Here is a 19576-nt window from a genome sequence, read left to right as displayed (position 1 = left end):
AAAGAGAGGGCTAGCGCCCGTGGAGATAAGCCTTGCCGTAATGCCGCTCCAGTCGCGCCTGGATCAGCTCCAGACCGATGGACAGTAGCCAATAGATAACGGCGGCAGTGGTGAGCATTTCGATATAGCGGTAGGACGATCGACCATAGGATTGTGCGAGGAACATCACCTCCCACACGCCCATCACCGAGACCAGGGATGAGTCCTTGAGCATCGAGATGAACTGGCTGGTGGTCGGCGGAATAATGGTGCGCATGGCCTGGGGCAGTACGATCTGCCAGAACGTCACCGCGCGGCTCATGCCCAGTGCCGCGGCTGCATTGCGCTGGCCCTGGGACACGCCGAGGATACCGGCACGGAAGATTTCGCTCAGGTAAGCGCCGTAGTTCAGCGACAACGCAATAATCCCGGCACTGATCGCACCCGGCACGACGCCCAATTGGGGCAGGCCGAGGTAAATCAGCAAAATCTGGATCAGCAGCGGCGTGCCACGAAAGAACGAGGCGTAAAAACTGGCGATACCGAACGCCACCGCACTGCTCGACAATCGCGCCAGGGCCGTGGCGAACCCCAGGGCCACCGACAGCCATATCGAGCAGAAGCACAGGAACAGGGTCAGCGCCGCACCCTGCAAAAAGCCTTGGGGCGACAGGTGCAGACCGACCAGGTTCTGCCATTTGGCCGCCACGATAGCGAACTGCAGATCGAAGCTCAGGAACATCCCAGTGAACAGGCACAGCATCACGCCCCAGGTCAGCCAGAGGCGAACACGGAACGACAGCCGTGCGCGTTTGACCGGCGGCGGTTTCAGTGTGGAGGGTGGGGTGGGGAAAACACTCATTGGGTGATGTCTGAGCCGATCCACTTCTGGGAAATCTTCGCCAGCGTGCCGTCGCTTTTCAGCTCAGCCAGGATCTGGGTCAGCTTGGCATCCCATTGCGGATCACCTTTCTCGGTGGCCACCACATTGGGTTCGGCGTAAAGCACATCGCCGGTGATTTTGAAGCGTGGGTCGTGCTCGATGCGCTCCTTGGCGGTCACCAGGTTGGTGACCATCGCATCCAGGCGTTTGCCGGTGCCCAGCGCAAGGTCCTGGAAGGCGATGGTTTCGTTGTCATAGGGCACGGCTTGTACAGCCTTGAACGGATAGTCGATCGGCTTGCTGGCGCCTTCGATCACCAGGTCCTTGGCCAGGTAGGCCTCGTAGGTGGACGCACTGCCCACGCCGACTTTTTTACCGGTGAGGTCGACCGCCGACTGGATGGCGTTGTCACCGGCATTGACCACCACCACGGCAGGCGAGGCGTAATACTCGAACGGGAAGTTGAACACTTGACCGCGCGCCGCGCTGGGGGTCATGGAGCAGATGCACACGTCATACCGGCCATTCCAGCGGCCGGCGGCAATGACTTCCCAGGAGGGCGTTTCCAGCTTGAGCTTCACTCCGAGCTTTTCGGCCACGGCCTTGGTCACATCGACGTCAAAGCCGTCCAACTGGTTTTGTTCGTTGAGGAAAGAAAACGGTGGGTAATTTTCCATCAACACGCCGACCAATTGCCTGGATTGGGTGATGCGGTCCAGCGTCTGCCCAGCAAACACGGCCGGGCTAGCCAAAAGGAGGGTGACGCTGAGGGCGGCGGCAGTGCGTAAGTTCATAAAAGCATCCAAGCGGGTTTTTTATATTTAAACGCGATAGATGCACTTATGTTTAATGATATTAAACGCTGTAAACCGACGCTTTGGTTATATGTTCCTGCTCGCGCAAGTCACGTTGCCAGGCCAGCATCAGCGCATCCGTGGAGCGGTGAGCCAGACGCCGGCGATGTTGAGAAAACGGCGACGATTTCCAGCGGCGACATAGGGTTCTCTCAAGCATTAGTTTTCCAGGTGCAGCGCCTGTTGCTTGAGTTGGCGCTTGCGTTCGAAAGGCAGTTTTTCCTGGTCGCCATAGGGGGCGCTGTACCAGTTGCCGTAGGTTGGGTTGGGCAGCAGGAACCAGCGCTGGCCAAGCCACGCCAGGTACGGCGCGGCGGCTTTGCGCTGGTCGGCCAGGGTGTTGTGTTCGGCTTGCACGAAGTCCCCGAAAGAATCACCGGCCAGCATCAGCACACGGGCGTGGCTGGCGACCCATTGGCGGCGGCAGTTCTTGCCATAGCCGGCCTGCTCGCAGTGACCGGTCGGCGTGCTGGCGGCCAGTACCTGTTCGTTGCGTTCTACCGGGAAGCCACGCAGGCGCAGGTTGTTGACGGTGGCCTGGACCTGGCTGTGTTCACGGTTGGTGATGTAGTAGACGGTGATGCCCTTCTGGTCAGCCGCCTGTAAAAACTCGACGGCGCCGGGTAGCGCCTGCGCCTTGGCCTGATCGACCCAGGTGTTCCAGCGGTCGTAGGAGTAGACCTGGTTGGTGCGGATGTCCCGCGCGTTGAGTGGCACGTTGTCGAGTACGGTTTCGTCGATATCCACCACCACTGCTGGCGGTAGGCCGGCGAGGTTGCGTGGCGGCAAGGGCAAGGCGTCCCACGTCGGGTCGGCCAGGGCCGTGTCCAGCTGGCGGGTGGCGCTGGCGAATACCTGGCGATAAATCAGCTCGTGCTCGATGGAGGTCTGGGTCCACAGCACCGCGTCCAATTGATCGTTGGCGGGCGGTTGTTGCTGGCAGCCCACCAGGGCGGTGGAGAGCAGGCACACACTGGAGTAAATCAGATTACGCATAAACACTCAGCCTCAGAAATTGACGGTGGCGGATAACCGCGCTGTACGCGGCGCTCCCAGGAACAGGTTGTCGACGGTCAGGTGCAGCACAGTATCGTAATCGCCGACTCTGGTGGTGTAGCGGCCGGCCACATCGAACACTGCGTAGTCGTCCACTGACGGGGCGGCCCAGATCAAAAGCAGAAGCTCGGCGGCCTTAGAGTGGACCGGTTTCTCGACGCTGGTCTCGGGCGAAATGTGGGTGGTGGTGGTGGTGGTGGTGGTGGTGGTGGTGGTGTACATATCCATTGCTGCGGTAATGGCGGATATTGGTTCCGCCCTTACGGCGGGTCACTTTCGAAAAGCGCGAAAGTAACCAAAGCGCTCTTACCCCAACACTCGGCACCTCGCTTAGGCTCGGTGTGCCCGAACGAAGGCTTGAATCCGTGGGCCGCCGCGATGGGCCATCCTTGGCCCAGCGCGGCTAACCCGGCGTCCTGCCGGGTTACCCACGGACTCAAGCCTGCGTTCGGCCAGCGTGTTTGACGGGGCGCCTAAGATCAAAATCAAAAACAACCGCGGCGGCCTTCGAGCCGACCGGTATTGCAAGCCGATCTCGGTTCAAATGTGGGAGCTGGCTTGCCTGCGATGCAGACATCTCAGTACATCAGGTACACCGAGTTGATGCCATCGCAGGCAAGCCAGCTCCCACAGAAAAGCAGATCCAACTCAGCTCTGGCTCTGGCTCTGGCTCTGGCTCTGGCTCTGGCTTTGTTTTTGATTTTGATCTTAGGCGCCCCGTCAAACACGCTGGCCGGAATTCGGCAGGGATTTGGGGGGTAAACCGGCAGGGATGCCGGTTTAGCCGCCCCGCGCCATGGATGGCGCGTGGCGGCGGCCCCCCAAATCACTGTCGGATTAAGGGCACACCGAGCCTAGGCGAGGTGCCGAGTGTTGGGGCAAGAGCCTTTTGCTTACTTTTGGCTGGGCCGGCATTCCGGCTTTTCAAAAGTGAGCCGCCGTAAGGGCGGAACCTATTTCAGCCGTTACCCAAAGAACGGATATGTACTCAATACATCAAGGCCGACACACCAACACCTGCCGCTCATAATTCAACGCCTTGTTCTGCACCCCCAACGCATACGAAGCACTGCAACTGCGCTCACCCCACTTGATCACCAACGTCCCCTGATCCTCCCCCACCAACGCCAACGCATTCCCATTCGGATCAGCAATCGCCAACTGCTTGCCCGTCGAGTCCTCCAACGAAGCCCCAAACCCCAGCGGCTTATGCTGCGCATCCAACAACTCGAACAACACCCGTCGCCCCGTGGTGCCGCTGTAGCGTGCAACCACGATGGCACCCCGACGCGGCACCACTTGCTGGGTGGCGTTGGTGATTTCCACATCGCCGCCCAAGTCTCGGGTGTCCAGGCTGACCCAGTTGACCCGGTAAGGCTGCGCGTTTGGAATCACCGCATAGCCGTTGTAACCCGTCTCCACACCGCTGTAGCTGCTGATCTTCGCCCCGGAAATACCCGGCACCTCAGCCAGTGCAAAGGTCTCGCTGACGGTCTGCCCCAGGTTGATCCCACCGCCATGTGCCACCACCGAACCTGCAAGGTTGAGGTTCTGCGAGTTATAGCCCTGGCCCTGGCTGTAGCCCAGGCTCACATCCGCCACCGAGGTGCGGCTGTTGATGTTCACCGAGCCGGAATCGCCAATGGTGTCGCTGTGCCCGGCCTGTACCGAGTAGAACGTGTCGCTGGCGTCGGCGACGTAGCCGTTGATGCCCGCCTGGGTGGTGGTGTCGCCGTGTTGGCTGCTGGTGGTGACAAACGCTCGGGGTGCACGGGCCTGGCTGCCCAGAGGGAACGAGATGGACAGGTTCACCTGGGTGTCACTGCTCGGCTCACCCCACGTGACAATCTGCTTGGTCCGGGTCACGCCGAGGTTGTAGCTCAGGTTGCCCCAGTTGCTGGTGTAGCCGGCGGAAAAACTCTGCGAGCCGCCACGATTCCAGTAGCGCTGGTCGCTGGCGTTCACATACAGGCTGCCAAATTCGCGGTTGCGCCCCAGGCTCTGGTTGATGGTGAGGTCGGTGCGAGTTTTCGAATGGCCGCTGCGCACGCGGATGCTGTCGCTGATGTCTTCGACATGGTCGCTGAAGCTGCGATAACCCTCGGTGGAGTAACGGTAGGCGGCCAGGGTGAAGTTGGTGTCGGTGCCGGCAAACGTCTTGGCGTATAACGCGCGCACGCTGCTGCCCTGGGTGGTTTGCCCCTGGGCCTTGCTTGAAGAATGGGTGACATCCAGCGACACCGCGCCCAACGCAGTGTTGCGTCCGGCACCGAGGGACAAAGCGTTGTAGTCTTCGCTGGCCTGCAAGCCGACGATGCCGCTGAGGTTGCTGGTCAAGCCATACGCCAGGGTGCCGCTCAGGAAACGCGGAGTGGCCAAGCCCTCGGTGTTGCTATTGAACCGGCCCGCCGAGAGGCTGTACTTGACTTGCCCCTCACGCACCATGATCGGCAAGCTGGAAAACGCCTGCATCGTCACACGACGGGTGCCGTCGGCTTCGATCACGGTGATCTGCAAGTCGCCGTTGGAGCCACTGGGGTAGATATCGTTGATCTCGAACGGCCCCGGTGCGACGTTGGCGGTGTAGAGGATGTAGTCGTTCTGGCGGATCTCCACCGTCGCGTTGGTCTGCGCCACACCACGGATCACCGGGGCGTAGCCGCGTTCGCTGTCGGCACGCATGCCTTCGTCGGAGGCCAGTTTGACCCCGCGATAACGCACACTGTCGAACAGGTCGGTGTCGGAAAAAATCTCACCGGCACTGAACTGGCCCTTGATCGCCGTCACGTCGTGCTGCACGTAGGTACGGTTGCTGGTGTAGGTGTTCTTGCGCCCGGTGCCGCCGCTCAGGTTCGATTCGTTGCGCAAGCGCCAGGCGCCCAGGTTGATGCCGTTGCGCAGGCCCAGGTTATTGGCGATGCGCGTGGCGTAGTCACCGGCTGTGCGGCTGCTGTTGAGCTGATAGTTGATGAACGCGGCCGGCACGCCGTCGTCCCACAGCTGCGGGTCGACATACCCGCGCAGCCCGCGCTGCATGGCCACTTGCGGAATGCTTGCGAGCAGGCGCAGGCGGCTGCTGTCGTAGCGCACCGTGGCGTCTTCGATCAGTGCTGGCAGCGGGTAGCAGTCCTGCGGCTGCTGCGGGTCGATTTTGCCTTGGGCTTGCAAGCGGGCCATGTCGATCCGCAGTTGCTTGAGCAGGTCGAGGGTCAGGCAGGCTTGCACCTGGTCGTTTTGCGGGTTGCGCTTGAAGTCGATATCACGGCGGCCCACCAGCACTTCGTTGCTGTACAGGTCGACACGGTAAGTGCCCGGCAACACGCTGTTGGCCGACAGCAACTGTTGCAGGTCGACGGGTGACTGCGAGCCCTGCAGGAAGGTGGTGTTGAAGGTCTGCGCAGCCTCGTCGGCCAGGGCCCAGGCGGGCAGGCAGGCGGCAATCGCCAGCCACAGCGTCTTCAATTTCAGTGCGTCACATGCGGACCTGTTGCTGGAAAGAAAAGACATGCGAAGACCTGTGGCATCCCGGGTGGGCGAGCAAGCGTGAGGCGAAGTGCTCAGGGTTTGAGGCGTGACTCGGTGGCGTGGGCAACACCACCCGCCAGGGCGGCGGTGTAATGGTTCTGCGCGCCGTAGTCATTGATGCTGGAGAACGACAACTGCACCGTGCCAGCGGCCACCGGAGCGTTCAGCGGGAACTGTTTTTCCTCGCCTGGGGCGACCATGGTGGAGTCACTGGCCAGTTGCGCCTGCACCTTTATGTCGGCCATGGACACGTGGTACAGCGTCGGGTTTTTCACGTTCAGTAGGGTTTGCGCGCCGCGTTTGGTCAGCGCCCACTCCAGCTGGGCAGGGGCTTGCAACGCACTGCCAGGCAAGCCGGCAGGGCGGAAAAAAATCTTGATGCGTTGGCGGATGGCCAACTGCAAGGTGTTTTCGGCGGCGCTGGCCTTGGGGATTTCCTGCACGTTGAGCCAGACCACCGACTCGCGGTCGGTGGGCATGCCGGCGCCTTCATACAAGATGCGCAGCAGTTGCTGTTCCTTGGCAAACACCCGTGCCAACGGCGGGGTAACGGCGAACGGCGCGCGGCTGCCGCTGGCATCGTTGCGGTCAACCCAGGACTGTATCAACACATCCTGGTTACCGTTGCGCACGGTGATGTTGGCTTCTTTGTGGTCGCCATCGAACACGATACGGGTGGCATTCAATGAAATGCTGGCGGCGGCCTGGGCAGCCATGAGCATGCCCAGCAGCCCGAGGCCCACGGCGATAGAACGAGGCAGCATGAGGGTTATCCGGTGTCATCAGAAAAAGAATGGCGAGGCCGCAGGGCCTCGCGCGTTCGGTGCTCGGGCGCCGGGGTTATTCGTATTGCAGGATGAACGGCAGGGTGGCGTCACCGCGACCGGCCGTCGATGCGCCGGCGGCACCGGTGGTGACGTAGGCGGCGGCAAAGCTCAGGGTGGCGTCGCCGCCTTCGGTGCCCTGGCCATGCATGGTGCTTTCGATACGTGCGGTGGCCGGCGAGCTGAGGTCGATCAACGTGCCCTTGCTGTCGAGCAGGGCGATGCCGACGTTTTGCGCGGTGGCCGAACCTGGGTTCAGCGCCAGTACGTTCTTGCCAGTCACCAGGCCCGAACCACCGTTGTTGGCGTCAAAAATCATCGCGACTTTGGTGCCCTGGTTGCAGTTGACGTTCAGGTTGAAGTCTTTGGCGGTCACACGGCCGGCAGTTGGGTTCTCGGCAGTGCCCATGTCCTTGATCGAGACGTTGCCCATGTCTACCGAAATGGTGCGGTCGGAGTTGGCGCCGTCCACCGAGCAAGCGTCGTTGTTGATCACGCCGGTGAAGGTGATTTTGCCGCTGCCGCCGAGGGTTGGCTTCGGTGCGACCGGTTCTTCGGCGAATGCACTGCCGGAGGCGCAAAGAATGGCCGAAGCGATAACAGCCAGGGAAAACTTCTTCATGATGATGTCCATAAGTGTGAGTTGGAAAGTGCGGTTTCTGAACTGCCGGGAAATAGTAAGAGGCGAGGGCTAGCGGGCGAATAAGACGATTCTTATAAGCGCTTAAGAGGCAGGGTTAGTTGCACTTATGGAGGGGTTGAGACCAGTAGATAAAGGGGAAGCCATTGTCCTTGAATGGCTTTTAAGTGACCGCTTAGTTGAAGATATTACGCGCCAGGCAATACGCCAGGAGGTCTTGATCGCTGCTGACTTCAAGTTTGCGCATGGCCGATATTTTTTGTGCGCTGATGGTCTTGGAACTTCGGTTCTGGCTGCGCGCAATATCACTGACACTCATGCCCGAGATAAATAAACGCAGGATTTCGAACTCCTTGGGTGACAACGTCGAGAAGCGTTCGTCGATGGCGGTGAGGGTCTCGATCACCGACGTCTTGGGCGGTTCCAGGCTGCGATAGGCGCTTTGCTGGGCGATGGCCTTGAGTGCCAGCTGGATCTCGGTGTGCAGCTGGCTTTTCTGGATGATGCCGACCACCCCCAGTTCCTGCAGACGGGTGAGGATCAGGTGGTTGGAGATCATCGTCAGGATCAGGATCTGCACCTGTGGGAAATGCCGTTTCAGGTACTCCACCAGCTTCAGGCCATCGCCGTAGGGCGAGTCGCCCGGCATGTTGTAGTCGGTGATCACGATGTCGGCGCCCTGGCGCTGCAGCAACTCGATCAGGCCGGCCGAACAGACGGCCTCGCCCACGACCTGGAAGCGCGTGTCGCGCTCGACCAGTTCGCGCACCCCGAGCAGCACGATCGGGTGATCGTCCGCGATAACCACGTTGAATGTTTTCATAAGGGGCCGTCCGTAGTGCCAGTTCAAGTGAGGGGAGTGGGCCCGGGCTGGAGCGTATCCAGGACGGCCGAGAGGCGTTGCATGACCGTCTTCACCTTGAGCGTCAGCGCAGTGTCGAGGCTGCCACGGTTAAGTGCGCTTTCCAGCTCGATACAGGCCTGGGCCAGGCTGTTGGCCTGCACCGCGCCGAGGGCACCGGCGACTGAATGCAGGCGTTGGCCGAGGCGGTGGGCATCGCGCTGTTCCAGCGCTTCGCCAATACACAGCAGGTCCTGTTGCACACTGCTGATAAACAGCGGGCGCATCTTGTCCGAGAGGTGCACGGTGTCGTCAAAGGTTTCGGTGGGCGGTGCTACCTTGCACAGCTTGATCAACTGCGCGCGCAGGGTTTGCAGGCTCAGGGGCTTGACCAGCCAGGCATTCATACCGACGGCCAGGCAGCGCACGCCTTCTTCGCGCATGGCATTGGCCGTGACGCCGATGATCGGCAAGCGGGGCGCGTGTTCGCGCAGGGTCCTGGCCAGTTCGTAGCCGTTCATCAAGGGCATGTTCACGTCGGTCAGCACCAAATCGAAGGCCTGCGGTTGCCACAGGTGCAAGGCCTGTTCGCCGTTCGAGGCCAGGCTCACCGAGCAGCCGAGCGCTTCCAGTTGCTCCTTGATGATGGCCTGGTTGATCGGGTTGTCTTCGGCCACAAGGATGCGCAGCCCCAACCGTCCGGCGCTCTGTGGCTGGGCCGTCGGTGGTGGTTCGTGCTTGCCGTGCTGCGCCAGGGATACGGTGGCGGCAATGGCCCGCACATCGTGCATGTCGACCACCCAGCCCTGCTCAGTCGGCAAGGGTGGGCTGTGGGCGCCCGGCAGGCAGATGACGCGTTGGCCGATCCAGGGTCGCGCAGGTTGATCGGGCAACATATCCACCAGCACGGCGCGATGGGCCCCCGGTTCCTGGGTCGGCGCAGCCACGGCGGCTGCAATGCCCAAGCGGTTGAGCCAGTCGCACATCGATTGCGCCAATTCACGCACCGGCGCCTGCACATACACCGGCGTCGTGCTGGGTTCCACCAGGGGCAGATTCGTCAGCGCAGCGGCACACACCGGCAAGCGTATTTTCAAGGTAAAGCTGCTGCCCAGTCCGGGCTCGCTGACGACCTTGATCTGGCCGTCCATCATCTGCGCCAGCCACCGGCAGATGGGCAGCCCCAAGCCCGCACCGCCTTCACCTGCGGTGTCTGGCGCCTGGTAAAAGAGATCGAACAGTTTGGCCTGCTGTGCCTGCGCGATACCCACGCCGGAGTCGGTCACCTGCCATTCCAGCTCCACCTGCTCAGCGTCGTGCGCGCGCACCCTGGCACGGATCACCACGCGGCCGATGTCGGTGAACTTGATCGCATTGCTCACCAGGTTATTGAGGATCTGGCGGATACGCAGCGGGTCGCCCATGACGCTGTCCGGCAGTTGCGGGTCGATGCAACTGTAGAGTTGCAGGCCCTTGCGCTGGGCGAAGGCGGCGTAGGTGTGCAGGGTGTCTTCGAGCATGTCCAGCGGGCAGAATTCCACGGCCTCGATCGCCATTTGCCCGGACTCGATTTTCGACACATCCAACACATCGCTGATCAGCTGGAACAGCGTGGCGGACGAGCGCTGGATGGTGTGCAGGTAGGTTTTCTGATGCGGGTCCAGGTCGGTCAGGCCCAACAACTCCAAGGTGCCAAGCACGCCATACAGAGGCGTGCGGATTTCATGGCTCATGGTCGCCAGGAACAGGGTCTTGGCTTCGTTGGCTGCGTCGGCGACGCGGCGTGCGTCTTCCAGCGCCGAAGCATCCTCGATGTGCCGGGTGATGTCATTGAACGCATACAGGCGCACGTCCTGCGCCTGATAACGTGTGGACACGAAACCGATCTGCAGGTGACGGCCTTCGATCTCCAGGTGCGTCTCGCCGCTCTCGGCACTGTCGTGGGCGCCGGCCATGGCCGCGACCAGGCGTGCGGTGCCCGGCCATTGCTGGGCGCGCTGGTTCTCGATCAACACTTCGCCGTCGCTGCGGCGCACCACGCATAACCCGGTGGGGGCGGTGTCGATGATCACGCGGCTGAACGCCACGCTTTCGGCAATGTGCTCGTGGGCCAGGCGTGCCGGTGCAATCACTTGGCGCCGATACCAGCGGCTGCCAGCCCATCCCAGCGCCAGCAGGCTGCCCAGGAACAAGGCCAGGCTGCTCAGCGGCCACACGGCGTAGTGGAAATAACGTGCGTAACTCAAGCCATAGATCGCGCTCCAGGGCTGGTCACCGGCCTGGGAAATCTTGAATACGAAACCGTTCGAGGTGAAGTGCACGCCGTCGCTGAGCGGAGCGCCAACGACTTCCGGTCCGATCAGCCGATGACCGTCAGGGGCAATCAACGTGATGCGATCAAACGCAGAGCGCTCCAGCGCGCGCTGTACGTCGTCGGCCTGGGCCAGGTCCAGCAGCGTGCCGACCACAGCCGAGTCCGGGCCGTCGAGCGCAATACCCATATAGGCCAGCAAATGCTCAGGCGCGGGCCCGGCCTGCCAGTACACGCGCTCGGGTTCCAGGCCCGGCGGCGTCTGCGCCAGGGCTTCCTGCACCGCGTTGACCCGCCCCGGCGGCGTGTCCACGGCAGGGATATCAATGGTGTAATTCGCCTGGCGGTTGAACACGAACGTCTGTGGCGCCCCGTACGGCGAGGAGGACCAAAAGGCACTGTAGTAACTGGTGAGATGAGCGCCCAACGCGAATATCCGCGGCCGGGCGCTGACACCCACGCGCTGCTCATCGAACGCCACGCTGAATGGCACCGAGAATGAGTACTTCTGGCCCTCGTACAAGGTGCGACGAGTGTCGACCATACGGCTTTTGAGGCTGACCTGGACGTTGGTGGCGCGCAACAATTCGGCCTGGATGCCGGGATGCGCCAAGTTCTTGAGGAACGCTTCCTGCTGCGCCAGGTTTTCCATCAGTCGGGCGAAGTGAAACCGCATGGCGCCATAGCGGATATCGACGCCCCGTTGCAGCGACCAGTAGTTGGTGAGGGCCAGCAGCAACGCGACCCCGAACATCAGCATCAGGCCTTTGTTCAAGCGCAATGAGCTTCGGGTGAAGGCTTCGAGGATCGCGTTGTTGTGCTTCATCAAGGACGTCCGCAGGCGGAGAAAAAATCGGCACTGGATGGAGCTTAGCCCCTCTCTGCAACAAAAGATCCGTGCCTGGCGCCTAATGAGATGTCGCGGGGCCATCATTGTTCAGAAGTTGTTGAAATTGTTCGGAAGATACCGCGTGGGAGATCAAGAACCCCTGCACCTGATTGCAGTCGATCTTGCGCAGCAGGGCCAGTTGTTGTGGGGTTTCCACCCCTTCGGCAACCACGGTCAGGCCCAGCTTGCGGCCCAGGCTGATGATGCTCGCCAGGGCCGATGCCATGCCTTCGTTGTCGTGGCAGCCCTGGACCAGCGCCTGGTCGATCTTGAGTTCGGTAAACGGCGTGGAGACCAGGTTGAGGTACGAGCTGTAGCCTTTGCCGAAATCATCCTGGGACAAGCCAAACCCCTTGATCCGCAGGCGGCAGGCACCGGCGTAGAAGTTGCTGATGTCCTGGGGCACCGAGCACTCCATCAGCTCAAAACAGATCATGCCGGGGATGCCGTCGTGCAGCAGCACGAACTCCAGCAAACGGTCGGCCAGGTCATGGCTGTTGAGTAAATGGGTCGGCAGGTTGATCGACACAGGGATGTCATAGCCGCGCAGGCACCATTGTTTTTGCGCATAGATTGCCTGTTTGAGTACCAGCCACAACAGACGCTCTTCCAGTTCGAAGGCTTTGATCGCCTCCAGAAAGGCGCCGGGCAACATCACGCCTTGCTCGGGGTGCATCCAGCGCACCAGTGCTTCGGCGGCGACGATGCGACCGTTGGCCAGGGACTTCTTGGGTTGGAACCAGGCTTGCAACTGGCCGTTGCCCATGGCCTGGATCAGCGTGTGACGGTCGATGTCGAGGTGTTTGGTCGGCAGAGGGGAGGGCGTGCGCATCTTGTGCCTGAGTTGCTCGACCAGGCTACGCAGGGCGTCGGCAGCCACCGGTTTGGAGATCAGCCCGATTACTTCCACGTCCAGGTTCTTGGCCACCAGGCTGGCGGCCATCAACATGCGCCGCGACGCCACGCTCATGATCGCCAGTGCCGGCTTGCAGCGCAGGCTGGCCAGGCTTTGAATGAATTGCACACCGTCCATGCCGGGCATCAGCAGGTCGGTGAGCACCAGGTCGAAGTCCCGTTGGCGAAGACGTTCCAGCGCTTCTTTGCCATCCTGGGCGGCTTCGAGCATGAAATCCCCCAACTCACTGAGCAGGTGCTGCAAGTAGATGTGCTGCAGAGGATGGTCCTCGACGATCAAAATACTAAGGGGCTTCATGAATGATCCGTGCATAAGGCGCCAGGGAATTGAAGAGCGCCCGCAACGCGAAAGGCTTGACCAGGCAATGGTTCATGCCGGCGGCCAGGCACAGGTCGGCCTCGCCGCGCATCGCGTTGGCGGTGGCCCCGATAATCGGCAACGGGCAGCCCTGGCGCCGCAGTTCCCGCGCCAGTTCGTAGCCGTTGATGTGGGGCATGTTCACATCGGTCAGCACCACGTCGAAGGTGCCGGCGGTGTAGAGCTGCAACGCTTCATGACCATCGGCGGCCAACTCCACGGTGCAGCCGAGTTCTTCCAGTTGGTCGCGCAATATCAGCTGGTTGATGATGTTGTCTTCCGCCACCAGCAGGTGCAGGTTGAGTTTTTTCAGGTCGCGCTGGCGTGTCTGTTCGTCGGCGCGTGCCACCCACAACCCCTGTGCCTGGCTGACCGCTTGATGGATCGCACTCAGGTGGTTGAGGTTGACGTGCCATGCGCCGGCCTCATCCGGCGGGGGGCTGCTGGCGTTGCTGCTGGCATGGATGACCGGGCCCGCCCAGTCGGCGACCAGCAACGGGTCAACGTTGCCGGGGTGCAGTTGCAACAGCAGGTGCCCGTCAGTCTGCGCCGGCAGGGCGGTCTGCGCGCGTGCGCCCCAGCGGCGTAGCCAGCCGCTGATCGCGTTCGCCAGTTCCGGGATGGGCGAGGCGATGTAAATGGTTTCGGCCAGCAGGGCTGGCAGGGGTGGGGTGGGGGCTTCTTCCAGGGGCAAGGTCAGGCTGAAGCTGCTGCCCAGGCCCAATTCGCTGACCATGCGGATATTGCCGTTCATCAACTCGGTGAGGCGCTGGCAGATCGGCAGGCCCAGGCCGGTGCCGGCGACCACGTTGGTGTTGCCTTCGCTCTGGTAGAACGGCTCGAAAATCAGCGCCTGGTCTTCCTGGGCGATGCCTTTGCCGGTGTCCGAGACCTGCCACAGCAGGCTGGAACGCTCGCCGTCGCGCCCCAGGACTTTGACGCGCAGCACCACGCGTCCGTAGTCGGTGAACTTCACGGCGTTATTGAGCAGGTTGTTGAGGATCTGGCGGATGCGGGTCACGTCGCCGATCAAGCGTTCCGGTAGCTTGGGGTCGAAGCAGGCATAGAGTTGCAGGCCTTTGCCCTGGGCGGCTGCCGCGTAGCCCTGGATGATTTCGTGTACCAGGTCCAGCGGCGAGAATTCGCTCAACTCCAGGGCCAGTTGCCCGGCTTCGATCTTCGACACATCCAGCACATCGCAGATCAGTTGCAACAAGGTCGAGGAGGAGCCTTCGATTGCGTGCAGGTAGTCTTTCTGCTGGGTGTCCAGTTGGGTGCGCGCCAGCAGTTCGAGGGTGCCGAGCACGCCATACAACGGCGTGCGGATCTCGTGGCTCATGGTCGCCAGAAACAGGGTTTTCGCCGCGTTGGCGGCATCGGCCGATTGCCGGGCTTCTTCCAGCGCCGCTTCGACCTGCTTGCGTGCGCTGATGTCGCTGAAGGCGCAAAACAACACGTCTTCGCCTTTGTAGCGAGTGGGCGCACTGCTGAGGTAGAGGTGACGACCGTCGATGGTTTCAAAGTAGTCGCTGCGTTCGGACGGTCCGTTCGCGAAGGCTTGCTCGATCCAGCCGTCGCGCAAGGCTTCGCGCTCCGGACCGGCCCCCAGCCATTGCTGCGCCAAGGTGTTTTCCAACACCACCTGGCCGTCGGTACGGCGCAAGACACACAGCGCGACAGGCGCGGTCTGGATCACATCGCGGCCGAACGCTTCGCTTTCGATCAAGGCCTGGATGCGATGGATCGAGGGGATGATGAAGCGTTGGTCAACCCGGCGCATCACCAGCCAAATCAGCGTCACGCTGAACAAGCAGAACAGCAGCGAGCCGAGCAACTGCTTCCACAGGCCACTGACCACCGCGCGCAGGTCGATGGAGTACATCAATTGCCAGTCCGAGGATTTCAGGTGCTTGCGGATCACCAGGTGATCGGGCAACCAGCCGTTGCCGACAAACCCGAAAAAGCTGTCCTCTCCCGGCCTCAGGCGTTGCTGGCTGAGCTGTGCGTTGTCGCTGTTGGTGAACACCAGCATGCCTTGGGAACTGAGCATCATGAACTCGCCGGCACTTTTGTCGCTGAGGGCGGAGGACACTTCGCGGCTTTCCATCTCCATGCCGAGCCAGCCGGATTCAGGGTCGCGTTCATCCAGGCGGATAAAGATGTACAGGTGCGAATGGCCCTCGGTCCTGTCACTCAGCCATAACTCATTGAGTGTGCTGGGATCGCCGTGTTGCACGGCCTTGAGGCGGTTGAGCAGGCACTTGGAAATCGGCAGCACCTGGGTGGTGGCATCGTACAGCCGTGTCACCTGCGGCGTGGGCCCCGCGTTCACGTACAACAAGTTGAGCTGTTTGGCCTTGAGGTACTCACGCATCCGCGTGGTCAGCCAGATGCTCCACTGGTTGTCCGGCGAATCGCCGAGTTGCAGGTGCTGTTCTTCCGGAGAGAAGGTGTAGACCGGGGTTTTCGAGGGCCGCCGTACCGCCGACAGGCTAAGGCTTTCGAGCAAGGCCTCGCGGTTGGTGAAAAAGGTGTGGGCCTCGGCGATGGCACTGCTCATGTAGCCGCGGCGCTGGGAAATATCATTGTTGAAGGTGGACAGCAGAAAAGTGTAGACCCCGCTCAATATGCCGATCAGCAGCACAGTCGCAAAAATACGCAGCAGCCTTCTGGCAGCTTCGGGTCGGGAGAGGACGGGGTTGATCTGGAGCAGATAACTTTTCAATCGCATCGGCAGACTTTAAGTGCCGGCCGACACCGATGGCATAAGACGATCCTTAAAAGTCAGCTATTTGTAATACATATCGACCACCACGGCGGCGTCAAACGCGCCGGGGATCGGCAGGGTGCGCCATTTCAGGTCGGCACGGAACTCATCATGGCTCTGGCCCAGCCCCATCAGTTCCTGCAACGTGAACCAGTTGTTGAAAGGCAGCTGTTGCTGGCTCTCAGCGCGGGATAATGCGATGCCCACCGAGCTGTTGTTGTCCGGTACCAGCAGGCCATTGACCACTGCGCCACCGCCAGGCGTGGTCGCGAAGCGCGCACTGACGGTGTAGGGCGTGTCGCAACCCTTGCGCAGGTTCAGGCTGAAGTTCGCGGTGCTGGCGACTTCACCGATCGCCGCTTTGCGCGAAGGCGTCGGGAAGTTGACCACGCTGGGGGTGATGGTCAGCTCCGGCGTACAGGGCACGAATCGGATGCCGTTCATGCCCGTCACCACGTAGTTGAAATTGCTGTTGGGCCGTGAGTTGAGGCCACGCACGCCGTCCAGCTGGAACACGCGATAGGAGGTCAGCGTACTGGCCTGGCCACTGGGTGGCGTAGGGTCGTATTTCTCGATGAAGACACTGAAGTTGAGGGTAAAGCGCGCCTTGTCCCAGCCCACACAGTTGGCGGTGCAGCCCCGGTCGGAAAAGAACCCGGTGCCGACCTTGCCGGTGCTCTGGGTGATCGGCTGGTTGTTGTAGCGGATGCCCACGCGGATACCGGTGCCGATACTCACGTTGGCCGGGTTGACGTAGAAATACACCTCTTCACGGCCATGGTTGTAGTCGTCCTTGCAGATCACATTTGTCGTGCGCGGGCCGGACTCCCAGATGATGGTGCCGTTGGGCGCATCGGCGGCCACCGCGAGCGCGGTCCCCAGCGCTTCCTGGGTGATGATCGAGCCGCTGCCGTCTTCGCGACAGGCCAGGGCGTGACTGGTGGCCGGTAGGGCCGCGCAGGCCCAGAGCAGCATCGGCAGAAGTCGTCGGGTGAGTGACATAGGTGCAAATACCTCGCGGTCTATCACTTGAGCACCGCGCTGTGGCGGGCCTGCAAGCCGATATCGGTGATTTCGGTGAAGTGGAGGGGGGTGCCTTTGATGATCGCGCCCGGTGCGTCCAGGGTTTTGCTCTCGTTGGGCTTGAGCAGCAGGTAATCACTGAGGGCCCAGGTGTCGGCGTGCAGGTTGACCAGCGACACGTGAAACGCACTGGGATTGCTGACCGTGACACGGCGCCCGTCCGTGCTCCAGACCAACTGCTGCACCGCTTGCGCCGAACCGCCGGCCAGCGTCGGCGGGCGATAGAACAGCTTGAGGCGTTGGCGGATCGCGAACTGCACGCTGTTGGGGCTGTCGGGCTTGAGCGGGATTTCCAGGATGTTGAGCCAGAACAGCGATTCACGGTGTGTGGGCAACCCCTCGCCGGCGTACAGGATGCGCAGTTGGTGATGCTCGCCGGGCCCCAGCCGAACCAGGGGTTCGGTGGCGACAAAAGGGACGTCGCCATTGGGCGGCGTGTCTTCCCCACTGATCCAGGTTTGCACCACCACTTCGCGGGCGGCCTGGTTGACCACACCGATGTTGGCGCCCCTGTCCTGGCCCAGGTAGATCAGGCGCGTGCCTTCGATTTTCAGTGCCGCCCGGGCCGGCGGTGCGAGGGTCAGCAGTACGCCGGTCAGCAGCAGTAGGCGCAGTAGAAACATGAACACAGAGAAATTCCATGGCGGCGTTCGAGACGCGGGCCATGGTAGGGAGGCGTGGAGGGAAAGGCTTTGAGGCGATTCTTAAAAGAGTTGGCATGCCCAGGGTAACCGTTTCAGATTCGCCTTAAAGTCAGGCCTCGTTGCGGACGGTTACCGTGATCACCGTTGAATGATCGACGCTGATGCCCAACTGTCAGGTTTACCCTATGCCCAATAAAGCGTTACGCCTGCTGATTGCCGATGCGGACCTACTGCAGCGAATCAAGATCGAGAAAATGCTCAACCAGCTGGGCTATTACCGCATCGCCCCGCTGAGTTCCTTCGATGAGCTGCAAGCGTTGACGCGCTCGGAAGGCGTGGCATTCGACCTGTTGATCATCGACACTGCGCTGGTGCGCTCGCGACAGGTGAACCTGCTGAAGTACTGCCACGACAACCGACTGATTCGCCATACGCTGATTTATGACGGCCAATGCGCGCAGAGTTCGCTGGTCTCTGTGTCCGTGAGCCAGACCCTGCATTTGGCGCTGTCACAGTCACCGGACCTCAACTCGTTGCGCCGCTGCATGGAAATCGTCGACCCGGCGCACGCCGTGCCGTCGGTGGAGCGGCCGACGTTGCGAGCCGTGGATACGGACGGCGCGGCGCCGCGTACGAGCAAGCTGTCAATTGCCACGCGAACCACCTTCCAGGGAGACCCGGCGGTGGTTGCGTGTGCCATCGGCTTGTCACCCAAGCGGTGAGGCGTCAGCCACGCCAGTGGGGCACGGCGTCTTGGTCTATCGTCCAATGGGGCTGGCCGGGCCTCAAGGACACGCCGCCGACCCAACGCTCATGGCTGGCATGGTCGAGCCAATACGCATCACCGCTCAGTACCTGATGCGCCAGGGGCGTCAGCCTCAACTCGCGTTGCGGCCAGTCCTTGTGCGTATCGGACTCTGTGAGCAAGGGGGCGTCACCGTCAATCAACGGCCGCATCAGCGCATGAAACATCATGTCCCCCAGAAACGGCAGTGGTTCGCGCTTGGCCATCAATTCGGCAAATACCCGACCGAAGGGTGTTGGCCCGACGTCGGCCAGGTACGTCAGGGCCAGGCGTTCGGTCAGGGATAAGCCATCGCGCGCGCCTGGCAGTTCCTGCAACTGGCGTAACAGCGCCGGGGCCAACAAGGGCAGGGCAGGATGCTTGTGGTGGGCCATTTCCGCCCACTTGACTGGCGAACTGTCGCAATACGCCGACCAGGCCTCTTTGGCGAGTTCCACGGCGTCATCATCAATCAAGCGCCGTTGCGGCCACAGCCACGCCAACACATCCGGCGCCAGTTGGCCGATGCCGATAAAACGCTGCACGCCGGGAATGCGGTCGACCTCGATCAGTTCCAGCTTGCGCGGTGCTTGCTCAAGACCCGCCAGTGCGCGGATCAGGAACAGTTGGTCATAGGCATCCGCTTCGCACCACAGCACACTGTGTTCGGCGCTGGCCAAGGCTTCGAGGTGGTCGTATTCAGTGTCGATGCGCCGAGCCGAATCGGCTTGATCGATAGCAAAGGCCTGGCTGATAAAAGCGCTGCGCATGGCGCGGAAGGCTTGGCTGGGCAACTCGCGGACCGGCCCCATGCACAGTGGGTCGGTGAGCATCCGGAACTGCCCTTTGAACCCCGCCAGTTGGAGGCTGTGGGCAATGTCATTGCCGCAGCGCCAATGGGTGGTACGGGCTTCGTCGCTGGCGGCAAAGTCGGGGTGGCGAGCGGCGAAGTCGATGGCGTCGACATGTGCCTTGAGCTTGGGCCAACTGCTGAAACCCAGCTGTTTGGCGATTTCCCATTGTGCCTGGGACAAGGTAGCGTTCGGGTCTTCGGCTTTGAGGCGTGGCAGCAGTTCCTTGGCGCGCTTGCGCTGTTGCTCAAGGTTGAGGCGGCCATCGGTATTGAAGTGGCGGGACATACGATCTCCTTGCACAAACCTTTTCCGCTTCAAGGTGGGGAGTCGTAGAAAAAAGAGGGTGTTGCAGTGTCTTGGGCGCAGCCC

Annotated in this window: 15 protein-coding genes; 1 reads left to right on the top strand and 14 read right to left on the bottom strand. The window is 61.6% G+C overall.

Going from position 1 to position 19576, the window contains the following annotated elements:
- Nucleotides 1-10: 10 nt before the first annotated feature.
- The 13 genes from ACP7EW_RS02660 to ACP7EW_RS02600 form a co-directional block, all read right to left on the bottom strand.
- A complete protein-coding gene (locus ACP7EW_RS02660) occupies nt 11-841 on the bottom strand; it encodes an amino acid ABC transporter permease (RefSeq protein WP_426215103.1) in 831 nt (276 codons plus the stop codon).
- Nucleotides 838-1656, bottom strand: coding sequence for a transporter substrate-binding domain-containing protein (locus tag ACP7EW_RS02655; protein WP_038849547.1), 819 nt, complete (start codon nt 1654-1656; stop codon nt 838-840). The genes ACP7EW_RS02660 and ACP7EW_RS02655 overlap by 4 nt, the downstream gene beginning before the upstream one ends.
- Before the next feature lie 219 nt (nt 1657-1875).
- The gene (locus tag ACP7EW_RS02650; protein WP_426215102.1) at nt 1876-2712 is read right to left on the bottom strand and encodes a 5'-nucleotidase, lipoprotein e(P4) family; all 837 of its coding nucleotides are present in this window, start codon (nt 2710-2712) and stop codon (nt 1876-1878) included.
- Between the two features lie 12 nt (nt 2713-2724).
- Nucleotides 2725-3000 (bottom strand): hypothetical protein, encoded by a 276-nt coding sequence (locus tag ACP7EW_RS02645; protein WP_426216415.1) that lies wholly within the window; start codon nt 2998-3000, stop codon nt 2725-2727.
- 768 nt (nt 3001-3768) lie between these two features.
- Complete coding sequence (locus ACP7EW_RS02640; protein WP_426215100.1) at nt 3769-6279, bottom strand: fimbria/pilus outer membrane usher protein; 2511 nt, start codon at nt 6277-6279, stop codon at nt 3769-3771.
- A gap of 50 nt (nt 6280-6329) precedes the next feature.
- Nucleotides 6330-7061, bottom strand: coding sequence for a fimbrial biogenesis chaperone (locus ACP7EW_RS02635; RefSeq protein WP_038849134.1), 732 nt, complete (start codon nt 7059-7061; stop codon nt 6330-6332).
- Nucleotides 7062-7137: 76 nt separating this feature from the next.
- Nucleotides 7138-7743, bottom strand: a complete 606-nt coding sequence (locus tag ACP7EW_RS02630) for a fimbrial protein (protein ID WP_269131289.1) — start codon at nt 7741-7743, stop codon at nt 7138-7140.
- Between the two features lie 193 nt (nt 7744-7936).
- The gene (locus ACP7EW_RS02625; protein ID WP_025854954.1) at nt 7937-8584 is read right to left on the bottom strand and encodes a response regulator; all 648 of its coding nucleotides are present in this window, start codon (nt 8582-8584) and stop codon (nt 7937-7939) included.
- A 23-nt stretch (nt 8585-8607) separates the two neighbouring features.
- Nucleotides 8608-11739: a response regulator gene (locus tag ACP7EW_RS02620; protein ID WP_426215097.1), complete on the bottom strand. Its 3132-nt coding sequence runs from the start codon at nt 11737-11739 to the stop codon at nt 8608-8610.
- Nucleotides 11740-11821: 82 nt separating this feature from the next.
- Entirely contained in the window at nt 11822-13015 is a 1194-nt protein-coding gene (locus tag ACP7EW_RS02615; protein WP_061449028.1) for an EAL domain-containing response regulator, read from the bottom strand.
- Nucleotides 13002-15806, bottom strand: a complete 2805-nt coding sequence (locus ACP7EW_RS02610; protein WP_061449027.1) for an ATP-binding protein — start codon at nt 15804-15806, stop codon at nt 13002-13004. Before ACP7EW_RS02610 ends, ACP7EW_RS02615 begins: the two co-directional genes overlap by 14 nt.
- A gap of 57 nt (nt 15807-15863) precedes the next feature.
- Entirely contained in the window at nt 15864-16844 is a 981-nt protein-coding gene (locus ACP7EW_RS02605; RefSeq protein ID WP_038849123.1) for a fimbrial protein, read from the bottom strand.
- A gap of 23 nt (nt 16845-16867) precedes the next feature.
- The gene (locus ACP7EW_RS02600) at nt 16868-17548 is read right to left on the bottom strand and encodes a fimbrial biogenesis chaperone (RefSeq protein ID WP_426216364.1); all 681 of its coding nucleotides are present in this window, start codon (nt 17546-17548) and stop codon (nt 16868-16870) included.
- 206 nt (nt 17549-17754) lie between these two features.
- Between ACP7EW_RS02600 and ACP7EW_RS02595 the strand changes: the two genes are divergently transcribed.
- Nucleotides 17755-18291 (top strand): chemotaxis protein CheY, encoded by a 537-nt coding sequence (locus ACP7EW_RS02595; protein WP_426215094.1) that lies wholly within the window; start codon nt 17755-17757, stop codon nt 18289-18291.
- Nucleotides 18292-18295: 4 nt separating this feature from the next.
- On the opposite strand, the gene ACP7EW_RS02590 is transcribed toward ACP7EW_RS02595, so the two are convergent.
- Nucleotides 18296-19492 carry a DUF1835 domain-containing protein gene (locus tag ACP7EW_RS02590; protein ID WP_426215092.1) on the bottom strand — a complete coding sequence of 399 codons (1197 nt, stop codon included), beginning with the start codon at nt 19490-19492 and terminating at the stop codon, nt 18296-18298.
- Nucleotides 19493-19576 lie beyond the last annotated feature (84 nt).

The sequence above is a fragment of the Pseudomonas sp. DWRC2-2 genome (genome assembly GCF_049897885.1).
In the GTDB taxonomy this organism is placed as follows: domain Bacteria; phylum Pseudomonadota; class Gammaproteobacteria; order Pseudomonadales; family Pseudomonadaceae; genus Aquipseudomonas; species Aquipseudomonas azotoformans_A.
Note: the sequence above shows the minus strand (reverse complement) of the source record. Positions and strands in the feature narration are given on the sequence as shown.

Excerpts from the sequence above, each read along its gene's own strand:
- ACP7EW_RS02605 (WP_038849123.1), bottom strand. The coding sequence starts at position 16,844 with ATGTCACTCACCCGACGACTTCTGCCGATGCTGCTCTGGGCCTGCGCG.
- ACP7EW_RS02655 (WP_038849547.1), bottom strand. The coding sequence starts at position 1,656 with ATGAACTTACGCACTGCCGCCGCCCTCAGCGTCACCCTCCTTTTGGCT.
- ACP7EW_RS02640 (WP_426215100.1), bottom strand. The coding sequence starts at position 6,279 with ATGTCTTTTCTTTCCAGCAACAGGTCCGCATGTGACGCACTGAAATTG.
- ACP7EW_RS02595 (WP_426215094.1), top strand. The coding sequence starts at position 17,755 with ATGCCCAATAAAGCGTTACGCCTGCTGATTGCCGATGCGGACCTACTG.
- ACP7EW_RS02660 (WP_426215103.1), bottom strand. The coding sequence starts at position 841 with ATGAGTGTTTTCCCCACCCCACCCTCCACACTGAAACCGCCGCCGGTC.
- ACP7EW_RS02610 (WP_061449027.1), bottom strand. The coding sequence starts at position 15,806 with ATGCGATTGAAAAGTTATCTGCTCCAGATCAACCCCGTCCTCTCCCGA.
- ACP7EW_RS02615 (WP_061449028.1), bottom strand. The coding sequence starts at position 13,015 with ATGAAGCCCCTTAGTATTTTGATCGTCGAGGACCATCCTCTGCAGCAC.
- ACP7EW_RS02625 (WP_025854954.1), bottom strand. The coding sequence starts at position 8,584 with ATGAAAACATTCAACGTGGTTATCGCGGACGATCACCCGATCGTGCTG.
- ACP7EW_RS02635 (WP_038849134.1), bottom strand. The coding sequence starts at position 7,061 with ATGCTGCCTCGTTCTATCGCCGTGGGCCTCGGGCTGCTGGGCATGCTC.
- ACP7EW_RS02590 (WP_426215092.1), bottom strand. The coding sequence starts at position 19,492 with ATGTCCCGCCACTTCAATACCGATGGCCGCCTCAACCTTGAGCAACAG.
- ACP7EW_RS02650 (WP_426215102.1), bottom strand. The coding sequence starts at position 2,712 with ATGCGTAATCTGATTTACTCCAGTGTGTGCCTGCTCTCCACCGCCCTG.
- ACP7EW_RS02620 (WP_426215097.1), bottom strand. The coding sequence starts at position 11,739 with ATGAAGCACAACAACGCGATCCTCGAAGCCTTCACCCGAAGCTCATTG.
- ACP7EW_RS02645 (WP_426216415.1), bottom strand. The coding sequence starts at position 3,000 with ATGGATATGTACACCACCACCACCACCACCACCACCACCACCACCACC.
- ACP7EW_RS02630 (WP_269131289.1), bottom strand. The coding sequence starts at position 7,743 with ATGAAGAAGTTTTCCCTGGCTGTTATCGCTTCGGCCATTCTTTGCGCC.
- ACP7EW_RS02600 (WP_426216364.1), bottom strand. The coding sequence starts at position 17,548 with ATGTTTCTACTGCGCCTACTGCTGCTGACCGGCGTACTGCTGACCCTC.